14 protein-coding genes and 3 pseudogenes are annotated in these 15,126 nt (G+C 35.7%); 16 read left to right on the forward strand and 1 reads right to left on the reverse strand.

Annotated elements, in window-relative coordinates:
* The 3 pseudogenes from ILS93_RS16650 to ILS93_RS16660 all read left to right on the forward strand — a co-directional run.
* Positions 1-485, forward strand: a pseudogene (locus tag ILS93_RS16650) (hypothetical protein); the annotation flags it as partial.
* A gap of 963 nt (positions 486-1,448) precedes the next feature.
* Positions 1,449-1,781: pseudogene (gene tnpA, locus ILS93_RS16655) on the forward strand (IS200/IS605 family transposase).
* Positions 1,766-1,915: pseudogene (locus ILS93_RS16660) on the forward strand (RNA-guided endonuclease TnpB family protein); the annotation flags it as partial. The pseudogenes tnpA and ILS93_RS16660, both read left to right, overlap by 16 nt.
* A 618-nt stretch (positions 1,916-2,533) precedes the next feature.
* Here the strand turns inward: ILS93_RS16660 and ILS93_RS16665 are convergent.
* The gene (locus ILS93_RS16665; protein ID WP_222660924.1) at positions 2,534-3,397 is read right to left on the reverse strand and encodes a flagellin N-terminal helical domain-containing protein; all 864 of its coding nucleotides are present in this window, start codon (positions 3,395-3,397) and stop codon (positions 2,534-2,536) included.
* 256 nt (positions 3,398-3,653) lie between these two features.
* Between ILS93_RS16665 and ILS93_RS16670 the strand changes: the two genes are divergently transcribed.
* The 13 genes from ILS93_RS16670 (at position 3,654) to ILS93_RS16730 (ending at position 15,026) form a co-directional block, all read left to right on the forward strand.
* Positions 3,654-4,439 carry a lytic transglycosylase domain-containing protein gene (locus tag ILS93_RS16670; protein WP_222660926.1) on the forward strand — a complete coding sequence of 262 codons (786 nt, stop codon included), beginning with the start codon at positions 3,654-3,656 and terminating at the stop codon, positions 4,437-4,439.
* A gap of 62 nt (positions 4,440-4,501) precedes the next feature.
* Positions 4,502-4,726, forward strand: a complete 225-nt coding sequence (locus ILS93_RS16675) for a flagellar motor switch protein FliN (protein WP_000775712.1) — start codon at positions 4,502-4,504, stop codon at positions 4,724-4,726.
* 14 nt (positions 4,727-4,740) lie between these two features.
* On the forward strand, positions 4,741-5,727 hold the full coding sequence (fliM, locus tag ILS93_RS16680; protein WP_222660929.1) for a flagellar motor switch protein FliM: 987 nt from the start codon (positions 4,741-4,743) through the stop codon (positions 5,725-5,727).
* A 10-nt stretch (positions 5,728-5,737) separates the two neighbouring features.
* Complete coding sequence (fliN, locus tag ILS93_RS16685) at positions 5,738-6,097, forward strand: flagellar motor switch protein FliN (protein WP_000680010.1); 360 nt, start codon at positions 5,738-5,740, stop codon at positions 6,095-6,097.
* A 12-nt stretch (positions 6,098-6,109) separates the two neighbouring features.
* Entirely contained in the window at positions 6,110-6,430 is a 321-nt protein-coding gene (locus ILS93_RS16690) for a hypothetical protein (RefSeq protein WP_000121176.1), read from the forward strand.
* A complete protein-coding gene (locus ILS93_RS16695) occupies positions 6,427-7,185 on the forward strand; it encodes a flagellar type III secretion system pore protein FliP (RefSeq protein WP_001220582.1) in 759 nt (252 codons plus the stop codon). Before ILS93_RS16690 ends, ILS93_RS16695 begins: the two co-directional genes overlap by 4 nt.
* A 33-nt stretch (positions 7,186-7,218) precedes the next feature.
* The gene (locus tag ILS93_RS16700; protein ID WP_001098085.1) at positions 7,219-7,494 is read left to right on the forward strand and encodes a flagellar biosynthetic protein FliQ; all 276 of its coding nucleotides are present in this window, start codon (positions 7,219-7,221) and stop codon (positions 7,492-7,494) included.
* 15 nt (positions 7,495-7,509) lie between these two features.
* Positions 7,510-8,271 (forward strand): flagellar biosynthetic protein FliR, encoded by a 762-nt coding sequence (locus ILS93_RS16705; RefSeq protein WP_001055718.1) that lies wholly within the window; start codon positions 7,510-7,512, stop codon positions 8,269-8,271.
* A gap of 10 nt (positions 8,272-8,281) precedes the next feature.
* Positions 8,282-9,328, forward strand: a complete 1,047-nt coding sequence (flhB, locus tag ILS93_RS16710) for a flagellar type III secretion system protein FlhB (protein ID WP_001040116.1) — start codon at positions 8,282-8,284, stop codon at positions 9,326-9,328.
* A 24-nt stretch (positions 9,329-9,352) separates the two neighbouring features.
* The gene (gene flhA, locus ILS93_RS16715; RefSeq protein ID WP_097817754.1) at positions 9,353-11,419 is read left to right on the forward strand and encodes a flagellar biosynthesis protein FlhA; all 2,067 of its coding nucleotides are present in this window, start codon (positions 9,353-9,355) and stop codon (positions 11,417-11,419) included.
* Between the two features lie 14 nt (positions 11,420-11,433).
* Entirely contained in the window at positions 11,434-12,744 is a 1,311-nt protein-coding gene (gene flhF, locus ILS93_RS16720) for a flagellar biosynthesis GTPase FlhF (RefSeq protein WP_222660932.1), read from the forward strand.
* A 42-nt stretch (positions 12,745-12,786) separates the two neighbouring features.
* Positions 12,787-13,560 carry a flagellar basal-body rod protein FlgG gene (locus ILS93_RS16725; RefSeq protein ID WP_098537403.1) on the forward strand — a complete coding sequence of 258 codons (774 nt, stop codon included), beginning with the start codon at positions 12,787-12,789 and terminating at the stop codon, positions 13,558-13,560.
* A 170-nt stretch (positions 13,561-13,730) separates the two neighbouring features.
* Positions 13,731-15,026 (forward strand): NtaA/DmoA family FMN-dependent monooxygenase, encoded by a 1,296-nt coding sequence (locus ILS93_RS16730; RefSeq protein WP_088048459.1) that lies wholly within the window; start codon positions 13,731-13,733, stop codon positions 15,024-15,026.
* Positions 15,027-15,126 lie beyond the last annotated feature (100 nt).

A 15,126-nucleotide genomic window follows, 5' to 3' on the forward strand; every position in this document is an offset into this window, starting at 1 on the left:
CAGAAGGTGACATTGTAAAAGTATACAATGTAGCGAAAGATGGAGAAGTAAAAGCAACATCAGAAGCAGTAGCTGACGGTGGAAAAGAAGCAACAATTAAAGTGAAAGACTTATTAGAGTCAACAGGTGGAACAGTGTACGTAACTGTGACAAAACCAAACAAAGATGAAAGTAGCCGAACAGCAGTAAAATACGCAACAGAAGTATCAGAAGCTCTAAAAGCAAACAATATTGTTGTGCTAAACAATGATGGTGAAGATGATATTGTAAGAGTAACAGGGTTAGCTACAGGTGATGTTGTAAATGTTTATGACGCATTAACAGAAGGGAAAAAACTAGGCACAAATACTGTAGGAGATAAAAAGACAGCAGTAAATGTAAAAATCAAACAACTAGGGGAACAGGCAGGAAAAGTTTATGTTACTGTCACAAAGAATAATAAGCTAGAAAGTGCACGCACAGCAAAAGATTATATTGCGGAGTAAATGAATAAATAATTTTTATAATTATTGATAAAAAAGCATCGGGACATTTCTGAAAAGAAAATACCTGGTGCTTTTTAATTTTCTTTGAGAGATTTTATAAAGAATAAGAAACTGAATGATTAAGAATAATGGAGAAGAACATAGGCGTATCTGAAAGCAAATATTTTAGGTTTCCTAATGTTATTTCTTTTTTATATATAAAGATGTTTTAAATTTAGGCATAGATTATTATTTCTATTAAATCATACTTGTAATTTAATTTTTTTATTGGTTACTCTAGATCATGTAATTTATATTTTTAGGTAGATAGAGATTATAAATATATACACTTTGATAAAGAAGTGCTTAAAAGAGAAGTGAGATAGGAGAAGGTTAATGGAATATAAAATGACTAGATGAATGAAAAAATAGTAAGGGAATTTGGTTTAAGAAGGCATATTGGTCATTATATGAAAAACAATATACCTTTTTAATTGTTATATAATTTTTGAAAATTTTTGGTAATGTTATAACTGTTTGTGGGACGAAATTTGCTTATTGTTGTTTATGATAATAATTTATATTTCACAAAATCACTAAAGTTTTTGGCTTTATAAGACCTATCTATAGGTGAAAAAGAATACAAGGATATGTTTTGAGTATTTGAGTGTCTAATATGTAATTGAAGCCGTTGTATCATTACATTCATTTTAGTATGGTGATGTTGCATTTCTTGGAATGCAATATTTATTTTTGTAATTGCTTTACTAGCCTCAGTCTTTGTTGTGATTTTAAGAGTACTTTTTACTAAAGAGGTTACCTTTTTACAGCCCTTTCCGAATGAGAAAGCCCATCGCCTTTAGAAATGGGATGAAAGTGAGGTTGGATACGGAGTATCACTAAAAATCGTAAGGTTTGTGGTGCTTTAAGTATCCAAAGTATTGGTAGTTTCTTCGAGTATTTTTTGTGATTTTTCGAAAATAACTGGTGCACTGTAACTATAATCATTTTGTAATTTGTCCACGATACAGAAGAAAGATTTTTTAAAATGCAAAAGTAGAAGAATGTTTCAAAGTGTTGGTTGAAGAGATATGTAAAGAACTTGATATTATTATTGCAATAGAATGTGTTAAAGACCACGTTCACTTGTTTTTAAATACACTGCCAACACTTAGTCCTGCTGATACAATGTCAAAAATAAAAGAAGTGCCATCGAAACGTTTGAGAGAGGAATCTCCTCATCTTATGTACTTGCAAGGTTTATGGGTGTGTGCCTACTTTATTTCTATTGCTAGAAATGTATGTCACAGACCATAACAGTTAAAGTGAAATTGCTTCCCACAAAAGAAAAAATTAGCTTATTGGAACAAAGTAGCCGTGAGTATATCAAACTCATGAATATGCCTGTATCTGAAATAGTTGAAGCAAGGGAAAGCACGAGAAAAAGTACAAGTGTCAACGTGGGTTTGAGACACATCGTGATATCGTTGAGACAATGAATATTCGCTACGCAACTGTGATTGATGGTAACAGCCAAAATCAGCCTAAGCACTTATATGGTCTGGTTTAGGGGGCAATAAGATGCTCTCATCTTGAAGGTTGTCCAAAACAGAAATGGACTGCGAACGTTTAGTTATTCAAGAATCCCACCCGTAAATCAGTAAATACGTAAGGGTTTGGCTTGAGACTTTAGTCGTGGGAGCCTTAATTAATGAAGAGAATAATAGGGCTTGTTGTAGGATCGAGTTTGTTATAAGTAAGTGAGTTGTTTGATTAAAAGGTGTTTTATTAAGAGAATTTATGGGGAAATCAGACACTTTTGTTAGCGCGACTAGTAGATTGTAAAGTATGGTTTCTTTTTTTGTGTATTATCTATTTTTGTAGAAGAACTATCTGGGAGTTTGTTCGATATAATTGATTGTTGAGATATATGAATTTTACCTTTATATGATGGTAGAGCCTTTGTAATAATTGAATGTATACCAGAACGTAGGAGTACATCTTTTTAAACATTGTAAAAAATACATCTCTCAGTAAGGAGAGATGTATTTTAGTAGAAATCAAATGGATTATTGTAATAATTTACTTACCATTTGTGGAGTTTGGTTTGCTTGAGAAAGCATGCTGATACCAGCTTCGTTCAAGATTTTAAACTTAGTCATTTCAGACATTTCTTTTGCCATGTCAGCGTCTTCGATTTGAGAAGCTGAAGATGCCATAGTAGATTCTTGGCTCTTTAAGTTATTAACATTGAAGTCAAAACGGTTTAATGTTGCACCAAGAGTAGCACGATTTTCAGCAACTGTTCTTAAGGCGTTATCAATAGCCTTAATTGCCTCAGTTGCACTTGAAGCGTCAGATGCCTGTGCAGCATCATCAGCATCCGCAATTGTATCTTCCCCAATTTTTACAGTGTCTTTTTGAAGTGATAATCCCTCTAATGAAGAATTTTTTAATTGAATTTTTAATTGTGTACCTGCATCAGATGAATCGATTGTTTGAATAGCAACTTCTTTATCATCTTTTAATAAAGATTGATCATTAAATTGAGTATTAGTCGCGATGTAATCAATTTGATCTTGTAATTCAGCAAATTCTTTTTGTAAAGATGCTTGGTTTCCTTTGTTGTTAGAACCAGTTGCAGATTGATTCGCAAGATCACGCATACGAAGTAAGATGTTAGATACAGAGTCTAAAGCTGAATCTGCTGTACGGATTAATGACATACCATCTTGTGTATTACGAGCAGCAACATTTAAGCCACTTTCTTTTGCACGCATACGAGTTGCGATAGCTAAACCAGCTGCATCATCGGCTGCACTGTTAATACGTTTACCACTTGATAAACGATTCATTGCATTATTCATTTTGTCTTGGTTTTGGCGCATATACTCTTGAGTACGCATGCTGTTAATGTTTGTATTAATTCTCATGTTAAGAACCCCCATTTTTTTATATTGACTTTTCTGCAAATTGAAAAACGGTAATATGCGAAAAAATCAATTTCGAGATTTATTGTAATCCCTGTCATAGCGGGTGTCAACTAAAAATTCGAATTAATAAATATAAAAAAATAACAGTTTAACAATATATTCATTTTTTTATTACAATATTATTAAAAGGATTATTGCAAACTTTAAAAAAAAACTCTAATATTAGATTATCTTTGTTTACCGAAAAGGTGATATTATGTTAGTTGGAAATATAGTAAAAGAAGTGCTTGCATATAAGAAAGGACAAATTCAGCAAAAGTTAAGTAGTCCACAAGCATTCGTTAGTAGTCGTTTTCAAGAGAAGTTGCAGAGTGAACCTGCGAAGGAGACGAAGGATACTGCGCAGCCGGTAAATGTAGAGGATATGAGTCAGCCGATACAATCTACGAAAATAGAAACGGTCGTAAATAAAACGGAACAATCTATTAATAAAGTAGAGGAAGCGAGTAAGCCTGAAGAAAAGGCTGAAACGAAGAACGTAGATGAAGTGCAAGTCGCACAAAAAGAGTTTGAACGACGTTTCCCAGAAACGAAAAATGAGGCTGCTGATACGTGGGGATTAACGAAGAAGTATAATATTCAAAAAATACGTTCTTCCAATGAGGGGAAGTATGAGGATATTATTGATCGCGCTAGCCGTACATACGGAATTCCGAAAACGTTAATTCAAAAAATGATTGAAGTAGAGTCTAATTTTAATCCGAAAACGGTGTCACATGCAGGTGCGATGGGTCTTATGCAGCTTATGCCAGCGAATGTGAAAGAGATGGGTATAAAAAATCCATTTTCACCAGCTGAAAGTATTGAGGGCGGTGTGAAAGAGTTAAGCGGTTATTTAAAGAAAAATAACGGCGACTTAGTATTGGCACTTGCTTCTTATAATGCTGGCCCTGGTAATGTGAGAAAGTACGGAGGCGTACCACCATTTAAAGAAACGCAAGGATATATTAAAAAAATATTAAATATCGACGTTTCAAAATAAGAAATTTCATATATAGAGAGAACATGAAATTTTCGTGAACATGATATGGGAGTTGGCTAGATTTGAAATTACAAGATGATATTCCGTTAACAATTTATTTTGAAATCGGAAATACGAAAAAGAAAATTGAAGATTTGCTTCATATTACGAAAGGTACATTGTATCGTCTTGAAAATTCAACGAAAAATACGGTGCGTCTTATGCTTGAGAATGAAGAGATTGGAACCGGAAAGATTTTGACGAAGAATGGAAAGATGTACGTTGAAATCGTTGAATTGAAAAGGTAGGGAAGGGGATTGTCATGAGTGGCGAAAAATTAAGCCAAGAGCAAATTGATGCCCTGCTGAAGGCGGTAAATGAAGGCGAGGAAATGCCAGCTTTCGCACAAGAAGCAGGGAAGCAAGAGAAATTTCAAGAGTATGATTTTAATAGACCGGAGAAGTTCGGTGTTGAGCATTTACGTAGCTTGCAAGCAATTGCTTCTACGTTTGGAAAACAGACGTCACAGACGTTGGCAGCACGTATGCGTATTCCGATTGAGTTAGAACCTTCAACGGTTGAGCAAGTTCCATTTACGAGTGAGTATGTGGAGAAAATGCCAAAAGATTATTATTTATATTGCGTTATTGACCTTGGTCTTCCAGAGCTTGGAGAAATTGTTATTGAGATTGATTTAGCGTTCGTTATTTACATTCATGAATGCTGGCTTGGCGGAGATAGTAAGCGTAACTTTACGATGCGCAGACCACTTACCGCATTTGAGTTTTTAACGCTTGATAATATTTTTATGCTCCTTTGCAAAAATTTAGAGCAATCATTTGAAAGTGTTGTGGCGATTGAACCAAAATTTGTAACGACGGAGACAGACCCGAATGCATTAAAGATTACGACGGCGAGTGATATTATTTCATTACTGAATGTAAATATGAAAACAGAGTTTTGGGATACGACGGTGCGCATCGGAATTCCGTTCTTATCTGTTGAAGAAATTATGGATAAGTTAACGTCTGAAAATATTGTTGAACATTCTTCAGATAAACGTAAAAAGTATACGTCTGAAGTGGAAGTGAAAGTAAATCAAGTGTACAAACCTGTTCACGTTGCAATTGGCGAGCAAAAGATGACGATGGGTGAGATTGAACAAATTGAAGAAGGCGATATTATTCCGCTTCATACGAAAGTTTCGGATGAATTACTTGGTTATGTAGATGGAAAGCATAAATTTAATTGTTTTATTGGAAAAGATGGAACGCGTAAGGCGCTCTTATTTAAAAGTTTTGTAGAGTAGGAGGATCCATATGAAGCATGAAGTATCTCCTGTGTCATTAATGGGATTAGAAGATTTTGCAGGGAAGCGAAATGAAGCAGGTAAAGCACATATTGATACTGTTTCAGACATTTCGATTGAACTTGGTGTAAAGCTTGGGAAGTCATCTATTACGCTTGGTGATGTGAAACAGTTAAAAGTGGGCGATGTTCTGGAAGTAGAGAAAAACTTAGGACATAAAGTAGATGTGTATTTAAGTAATATGAAAGTCGGCATCGGTGAAGCGATCGTAATGGACGAGAAGTTCGGTATTATCATTTCTGAAATTGAAGCCGATAAGAAGCAAGCTGCGCTTATGAAAGCGCAAAGTCAAATGCAAGATAAAGAGTAGAGGAGGAGTCATATGTCGTATATGACGACCTTATTTCAAGTCGTTTTACTGTTTGGTGCGCTCGGCTACGGTGCATATTATATGACGAAAAAGACGCGCAAGCAGCAGTTTTTTAAACAAGGTGAAAATGGCCATATTCAAGTGAAGGACGGCGTGTATTTAAATCATCAAACGAGTGCCTTTTTATTTGAAGTAGACGGCAAGCAAGTGTTCACTGTTATTAGTAATAACGGTGTACAATCTGTGCAATTAACAGGAACAGGAAATCAGTTTCAACAAGCGCTAGAAGACGCGGTGAAGAGTGAAACGAAAAAAGTAGAGGATCCATCATGAGAATAAAGAAACAGTTATCATTATTAGCCGTTATTTTCGTATTTTCTATCGTTTTTTCAATTATTTTTGTAAATCCAGCGTATGCGGCCCCGAACGGTTTTATTAATTTCGAAAATGGAAAAGAGTTTACGAGTAATTCAAGTGTACAATTATTTGCGCTCGTTACCCTTTTATCATTATCTTCTTCTATCGTTCTATTATTTACACATTTTACTTATTTTATGATCGTTCTTGGGATTACACGTCAAGGACTTGGGGTAATGAATTTACCACCGAACCAAGTACTTGTTGGACTTGCATTATTTTTATCACTCTTTACGATGCAGCCTGTACTTGGACAACTAAAGAGCGATGTGTGGGATCCGATGACGAAAGAGAAAATAACAGTAAGTCAAGCTGCGGAGACGACAGCTCCGATTATGAAAGAGTATATGTCAAAGCATACGTATAAGCATGATTTAAAAATGATGCTGAAAGTGCGCGGAGAAGAGTTGCCGAAAGATTTGAAAGATCTTTCCTTATTTACGCTCGTACCATCCTTTACGTTAACGCAAATTCAAAAGGGATTATTAACGGGGATGTTCATTTATTTAGCGTTTGTATTTATAGATTTGATTATTAGTACACTTTTAATGTACCTCGGGATGATGATGGTACCGCCGATGATTTTAAGTTTACCATTTAAAATACTCGTTTTCGTATATTTAGGTGGATATACAAAAATCGTCGACATTATGTTTAAAACGGTCGCCTGAAGCGTTTGATGCTATGTGATAGGAGTCATATAAATGAATACGTCACCAATTATAGATATTTTTCAAACCTTTTTTTACAAAGGGGTTATGATTTTAATGCCGGTTGCCGGCGTAAGTATGATTGTCGTTATTATTATCGCTGTCATTATGGCGATGATGCAAATTCAAGAGCAAACGCTGACGTTTTTACCGAAAATGGCGAGTATTGTACTCGTTATTATCATTTTAGGTCCGTGGATGTTTCAAGAGTTAACGACGCTTATTTTAGATTTATTTGATAAAATCCCATCGCTATTGCGTTCGTACTAAGATAGGTGAACTGAAATGAATATGGAATTATGGGCGGCGACGTTTTTTGCGTTTTGCCGCATTACTTCATTTTTATATTTTTTACCGTTTTTCTCAGGTCGATCGATTCCAGCGATGGCGAAGGTTACAGTAGGACTTGCCCTTTCGATTACAGTTGCCGATCAAGTTGATGTCTCTCATATCAAGACAGTTTGGGACGTTGCAGCTTATGCAGGAACGCAAATTGTAATTGGATTATCGCTTTCAAAAATTGTAGAAATGCTGTGGAATATTCCCAAAATGGCCGGGCATATTTTAGACTTTGATATCGGTTTATCACAGGCAAGTTTGTTTGATGTAAATGCAGGATCACAGTCTACTTTACTATCAACCATTTTTGATATATTTTTTCTCATTATTTTTATTTCACTTGGCGGCATTAATTATTTCGTTGCCACGATTTTAAAGTCGTTTCAATATACAGAGGCGATTTCAAAATTGCTGACGACTAGTTTTTTAGATAGTCTACTCGCAACGCTATTATTTGCGATTACATCAGCGGTTGAAATTGCTCTTCCGCTTATGGGAAGTTTATTCATCATTAACTTTGTTCTTATTTTAATCGCAAAAAACGCTCCGCAATTAAACGTTTTTATGAATGCGTATGTCATTAAAATTACATGTGGTATTTTGTTTATTGCGATGAGTGTACCGATGCTCGGTTATGTGTTTAAAAATATGACAGATGTATTGCTTGAGGAATATACGAAACTATTTAACTTTTTCTTAACGAAGTAGGGGGACGCGCATGGCAAAGGATAATAAAACAGAAAAGGCCACCCCGCAGAAGCGTAAAAAATCGCGTGAAGAAGGGAATATTGCCCGGAGTAAAGATTTAAATAATTTATTTTCCATACTTGTATTAGCGGTTGTCGTTTATTTTTTTGGAGATTGGCTTGGTTACGAGATTGCCAATTCTGTAGCGGTGCTGTTTGATCAAATTGGAAAAAATACAGATTCGACCGAGTATTTTTATTTAATGGGTATTTTATTACTAAAAGTATCAGCACCAATATTAATACTCGTATATGCTTTTCATTTATTTAATTATATGATTCAAGTCGGTTTCTTATTTTCTTCTAAAGTCATTAAGCCGAAAGCGTCGCGTATTAACCCAAAAAACTATTTTACGAGATTGTTTAGTCGTAAAAGTTTAGTAGATATTTTGAAATCACTATTTTATATGGGATTAATCGGTTACGTTGCGTACGTTCTCTTTAAAAAGAATTTAGAGAAAATCGTTAGTATGATTGGATTTAACTGGACTGCGTCACTTACTGAAATTATTAGGCAAATTAAATTTATCTTTTTAGCTATTTTAATTATATTAATCGTTCTTTCTATTATTGATTTTATTTATCAAAAATGGGAGTACGAACAAGATATTAAGATGAAAAAAGAAGAAGTAAAACAAGAGCATAAAGATAATGAAGGGGACCCGCAAGTAAAGGGGAAACGAAAAAACTTTATGCATGCGATCCTGCAAGGAACAATTGCGAAGAAGATGGATGGTGCAACGTTTATTGTAAACAACCCGACTCATATTTCGGTCGTACTTCGATACAATAAACAGGTTGATGCAGCACCAATTGTCGTTGCAAAAGGGGAAGATGAGCTCGCATTATATATACGAACGCTTGCCCGCGAACAAGAAATACCAATGGTGGAAAACCGTCCGCTTGCTCGTTCTTTATATTATCAAGTCGAGGAAGATGAGACGATTCCAGAAGATTTATACGTAGCTGTAATTGAAGTTATGCGCTATTTAATTCAAACGAATGAACTTGAAGTATAATAGCGCGGTTGGAGGAGATCTCTTGTGTTTAAGATAGATTCTGCAAGAACCTATTTTTCTATCTTTTTAGCAGCGTCATTCGTAGTGGCGCTCTTAATTCCACTTCCACCATTTATACTTGATATCGTTATCGTTTTTTTACTAAGTATGTCAGTGCTTATTTATATGCGAGCAACAAGTATTAACGAGTGGGATGAATTAAAGTCATTTCCGACGATGCTGTTATTAATCGGGATTTTCCGCGTATCGATTAACGTATCGACGACGCGAGCGATTTTGACAGACGGAAATGCGGGGCATGTTATTGAAGAGTTCGGTCAGTTTGTAATTGGCGGGAACTTATTAATTGGTATCGTTATTTTCATAGTATTAATCATATTCCAGTTTATTGTTGCAAACGGTGCGTCTCGTACTGCTGAAGTTGCAGCTCGTTTTACACTTGATTCTTTACCCGGGAAACAAATGTCAATCGATGCGGATTTAAACCAGCGTATTATTACTGAAAAAGATGCACAGGCAAAACGAAAAAAATTAAATATGGAAACAGAGTTTTACGGGGCGATGGATGGTGCCGGGAAGTTCATTAAAGGGGACGTTATTTTCGGGATCGTCATTTTATTCGTAAACATTATTTTCGGTTTAATTGTCGGCATAATGCAGCAAGGAATGAGTTTTGCTGAAGCAGCGATTCACTATACACAGCTAACTGTCGGTGACGGAATCGTAAACCAAATCGGTTCGTTAATGCTTGCGATTTCAACAGGTATTATCGTAACGCGTGTATTTGATGGCTCAGCGGATACAGTAACAGAAGGTATCTTTAAAGAGTTATTAGCACATGAAGTCGTTGTATATGCGCTTGGTGGTTTATTTATTGCGATGGGTATTTTCACGCCACTACCATTTCTACCATTCGCACTCGTTGGTGGAACAATTATCTTCTTAGGAATTCGCAATAAAAACCGAATAAAGAAAGAAAAAGAAGACGAGCTTCAAAAAGAATTAGAAATGATTCAAGGCGAAGATGAGCAGCTGCAACAAGTGGAAGATTCATTCGGAGTATTTACAGATAAATATCCAATTATAGTAGAGCTCGGTTTAGATTTAGCAGCCCTTGTAAAGCAGAAGATTAACGGGGAAACAGCTCGTGATAAAGTTGTTCTTATGAGGAAGTCGATTATTACCGATCTTGGTATTAACGTTCCTGGCATTAACTTTAAAGATAATACGAGTTTTAGACCACGCGGACGTTACATTATTCGTATTAAAGGTGCGAAGGCAGCTGAAGGTGTTTTAAAATCAGGTTATTTATTAGCACTGAAAACACCGAATGTAATGGCAGATTTAGATGCAGAACCAGCGAAAGATCCAATTTTCGGTGAAGATGGATATTGGATTTTAGAGCATATGGTACAAGATGCACAAATGAAAGGCTATCAAGTATTAGAGCCACTTAGCATATTAATTACACATTTAGATGTTGTTGTTAGACGTAATCTTCATGAGTTAATTCAGCGTCAACATGTAAAAGACTTAATTAACTCGCTTGAAAATGATAACGGCGTTTTATTAGAAGAGATTAAGAAGAAAGAAATTGACTTATCACTCGTTCAAAATGTTATTAAACAACTTCTAAAAGAAGGAATTTCTATTCGTGATTTACCAACCATTATTGAAGGTATTATTGACGGAAAAGAAATTTATCAAAATCATGTCGACGGTGTAACGTCATTCGTCCGTGAATGTATTTCAAAAGTTATTTGTGAAAATGCGAAAAATCCTGACGGTAAAATATATGCGGCGCTCTTCTCAGATTCAATCGAGTTAGATGCGGATGTTGTAAATAATTCATACCAAGGTTACTTATTAAACTGGGATTTAGATCTAGAAACACGTGTTGTTGAACAAGTACAGCGTGTCTTTAAACAAGCTCGTTTAATGGGAAGAGAACCAGTATTATTAACGCGTAGAAAAGATTTCAGATTTGCGATTGTAAGACTTCTTGAGCGTTATCAAGTAGAAGCGCAAGTACTTTGTATTAGCGAATTAGCACCGGAAATTGTTGTAGATCAAATTGCCTATATTGAATAGTAGGGGGTGAAGTAATGGAAAGTACAGAAAAGAAAGAAGCGTTAATGCGAATAAAAGCAGCTTCGAAAAATGAATTGTATCGAAAGTTATTTGACCAATATGGTACAGATTATTATTACGTTGTCGATGAAAGTGTAAAACGAAACATCCCGTTTTTTTGGAAAAAGAATTATGAAATGTTAGTTGCTTTTCCAGAGGATAAACAGGAAGAAGTGAATGAAGCCACAGCTCAATTTCACGAACAATTAATGGATGTTGTAAATGATCCTTCAGAACAAATTGTGAAGGCGAACGGAATTCAATCGGTACTGCACAATTTAGAAAACGTGACGACTTCTATGTCATATGCGGCGATGCAAACAGGAAATAGTGAAGAATGGACAAGAAAGAAAGAGAAACTATTAAAGCTGTTTGAAAAAGGTATCGTCGTTGTGAAACAGACGGAAGAAACGAAAGTAGCGAAAAAGCAAAAAGCTGTGAAAAAAGTCGTTCCGGTCAAGAAAGAAGAAATTGTTGTAAAAAAAGAAAAGCAAGAATCTGTACCGTTTATTATTCAAAAGGTAATTCGGATGCTAGAACAAAACGATGTAGAGCAATACTTCATTCATGCATATGCTGAAAAGTTAAAAGTAAAGTTTGAGAATGCGACGATGATTACAGAAGAAGAAGTGATCGGATACATATTGGAAGATATGAGATCTCATTTCAACACGGAAAACGTTTTTGAAAAAGAAGTGCAAACAATTGCATTAATCGGTCCAACTGGAGTTGGAAAAACGACGACACTTGCGAAAATGGCATGGCAGTTTCACGATAAGAACAAAACGGTCGGTTTTATTACGACAGATCATTCGCGCATTGGAACAGTACAGCAACTGCAAGATTACGTCAAGACAATTGGATTTGAAGTAATCGCTGTACGTGATGAAGCTGCAATGACAAGAGCGCTTACGTATTTTAAAGAAGAAGCGCGCGTCGATTATATTTTAATTGATACCGCCGGAAAAAATTATCGTGCGTCAGAAACAGTAGAAGAAATGATTGAAACGATGGGACAAGTAGAGCCAGATTATATTTGCTTAACGTTATCAGCTTCGATGAAAAGTAAAGATATGATTGAAATCATTACGAATTTTAAAGATATTCATATTGACGGTATCGTATTTACGAAATTTGATGAAACAGCAAGTAGTGGTGAATTATTGAAAATTCCAGCAGTATCATCAGCTCCAATTGTATTAATGACAGACGGACAAGACGTGAAGCAACATATACATATCGCTACAGCTGAACATTTAGCGAAACAAATGTTGCAAACATCATAGAAGAGAGGTGAAGAATAAGGCAACTGCCTTATTCAAACGATTATGAACGGTCTTTATATAGGTTCTATGGGTATGATGAATTACATGCAGCGCATTAATGTTCATTCGAATAACGTTGCAAATGCTCAAACGACAGGATTTAAAGCAGAAAATATGACTTCTAAAGTATTTGATGTACAAGACACATATCGCCGCGGAGATGGGGCTGTGACAAATATCGGTTCGGTCGATTACGCTGTAGTACCAGCTGCAACGCATGTGAACTTAGTACAAGGAAATATACAAATGACAAATAGTGATACAGATTTCTTTTTAGATGATGGAACTGCTGGCACAGCTTCGTTTTTCGTTACATCTAAAAATAATGAAACGTTTTTAACGAGAGACGGTAGTTTTACATTAAATAGTGATCGTTATTTACAAACAACTTCAGGCGCTTTCGTAATGGGAGAGAATAATGAACGTATTCGTATTCCAGAAGGAGCAAAAGTAGCTGTACAAGCAGACGGTACGTTATATGATGCAGTGACACAAAATGATATTGCTCGCCTGCAAACAAAAACAGTAGGTGCAGAAGCGAATAATCGTCTCGTACAAAGAGAGAACAAAAGCTTTACACTAGCAGAAGGAAACATTGCTGATTTACCGAACGGAGCAGGGACTGTAAAAAATCATATGCTAGAAAATTCAAATGTAGATATGACGAAAGAAATGGCTGATCTTATGACTGATCAAAAAATGATTTCAGCGTCACAACGTGTTATGACTTCATTTGATAAAATTTATGAAAAAGAAGCGAATGAAATATTGAGATAAGAGACTTCCCATAGCGGAAGTCTTTTTTTTTATTATTGCTTTTATTACAGTTACATCATAAAATGATAATGATTATCAATATCATTTTATCTATTTTCATAAGAATGGAATCTCATCATGGCAGTAATAATTGTTTAACTAAGTGAATTAAAAATAAGGGGATGGTGTGTATGTCTACAAAGAAACAACTTTGCATTGGATTATGTTTAATTTCTAGAAAGAAAGAAGATTGTATATTTGATTCGGGAATTGATGAACAAGTAGAGTTAGCACTACAGGCAGAAAAGGCTAAGTTAGATTTTGTTTTTAAGGCAGATTATTTAGTGGCGCACCCAGATTTAATTGCTCGTAATAAGGGAAATGTCATTTTAGATCCGACGTTATTGTTTACTGCTATTGCTTATGCAACAGAAAAAATTGGAGTCGTTACGACTGCTTCAACGTCGTTTTATCCACCATATATATTAGCGAGGCAATTACAATCTTTACACTGGATTAGTAACGGCCGAGTAGGGTGGAATATTGTTACATCCATTGACGGCGCTGAAAACTTTGGTGAGGAAGGTATGCCATCATCTGAGGAACGATACGCGAAAGCGGCAGAATGTACAGCGTTAGTAAGAAAACTTTGGGGGAGTCACCCTAATGAAGTATTGAAAGTAGATAACCCTGATGTGATTAGAGAGATGGTAAAGCCTATTGAGCATAATGGTGAATACTTTAAGGTGAAAGGTCCACTTAATATTCCGCAGCACATTTCAGGGGAAATGCCATTATTTCAAGCGGGTGCTTCAGAGTCAGGCCGGAATTTTGCTGCTTCTGTTGCGGATGCAATTTTTGCTGCAACGCCGGATTTAGAGTCAGGAATGGAATTGCGTCAAGATTTAAGAAGAAGAGCAGAACAGCATGGCCGAAAGCAAGATGATATACGTGTATTGCCTGGGTTATATTTCTTTATAGGTGATACATATGAAGAAGCGTTAGAAATGCATAGGCAAGCTCATCAACACCTCACAAAAGATAAGAGATACTCGTTACTCGAAATGGTTCTCGGACTAAATGCGAGAGGGATTCCGCTAGAAAGTAAGATTACGGAAGAGATGTTGCCAAGCCGTGATCAAACTGTTCGCAGTAAAACACACGCTGAATTATTACGCAACTACATTATTAAAAATGAACCAACTGTTGAACAAATACTAGAACGACCAGAAGTTGTTGGCTCGGCTCATTGGGTTGCGGTTGGTACAGCGCAAGACGTTGCGAAACAAATTATGGATAGGTTTGAGGCCGGAGCGTTAGATGGATTTATTGCTATTCCAGGAGGACCGCCAAAGTCACTAGATCTATTCTTTAGTGAAGTTATTCCTTTATTTGTGAAGGCCGGTGTATTTAGGGAAGAGTATACAGGCTCTACTTTACGGGAGCATTTGCAGGAGAATCTATCAAATACGTTGCAACTAAAATAAGTGAAATAGTATGTAGAAAAAGCCTTTTGATGAAAGGCTTTTTATTTTTGAGTTAAATTTCAGAATTATCAATTGACTTTACAGTTCTGTTTTTTTATAT

The sequence above is a fragment of the Bacillus sp. 16GRE42 genome (genome assembly GCF_019837435.1).
GTDB classification, from domain to species: Bacteria; Bacillota; Bacilli; order Bacillales; family Bacillaceae_G; genus Bacillus_A; species Bacillus_A wiedmannii.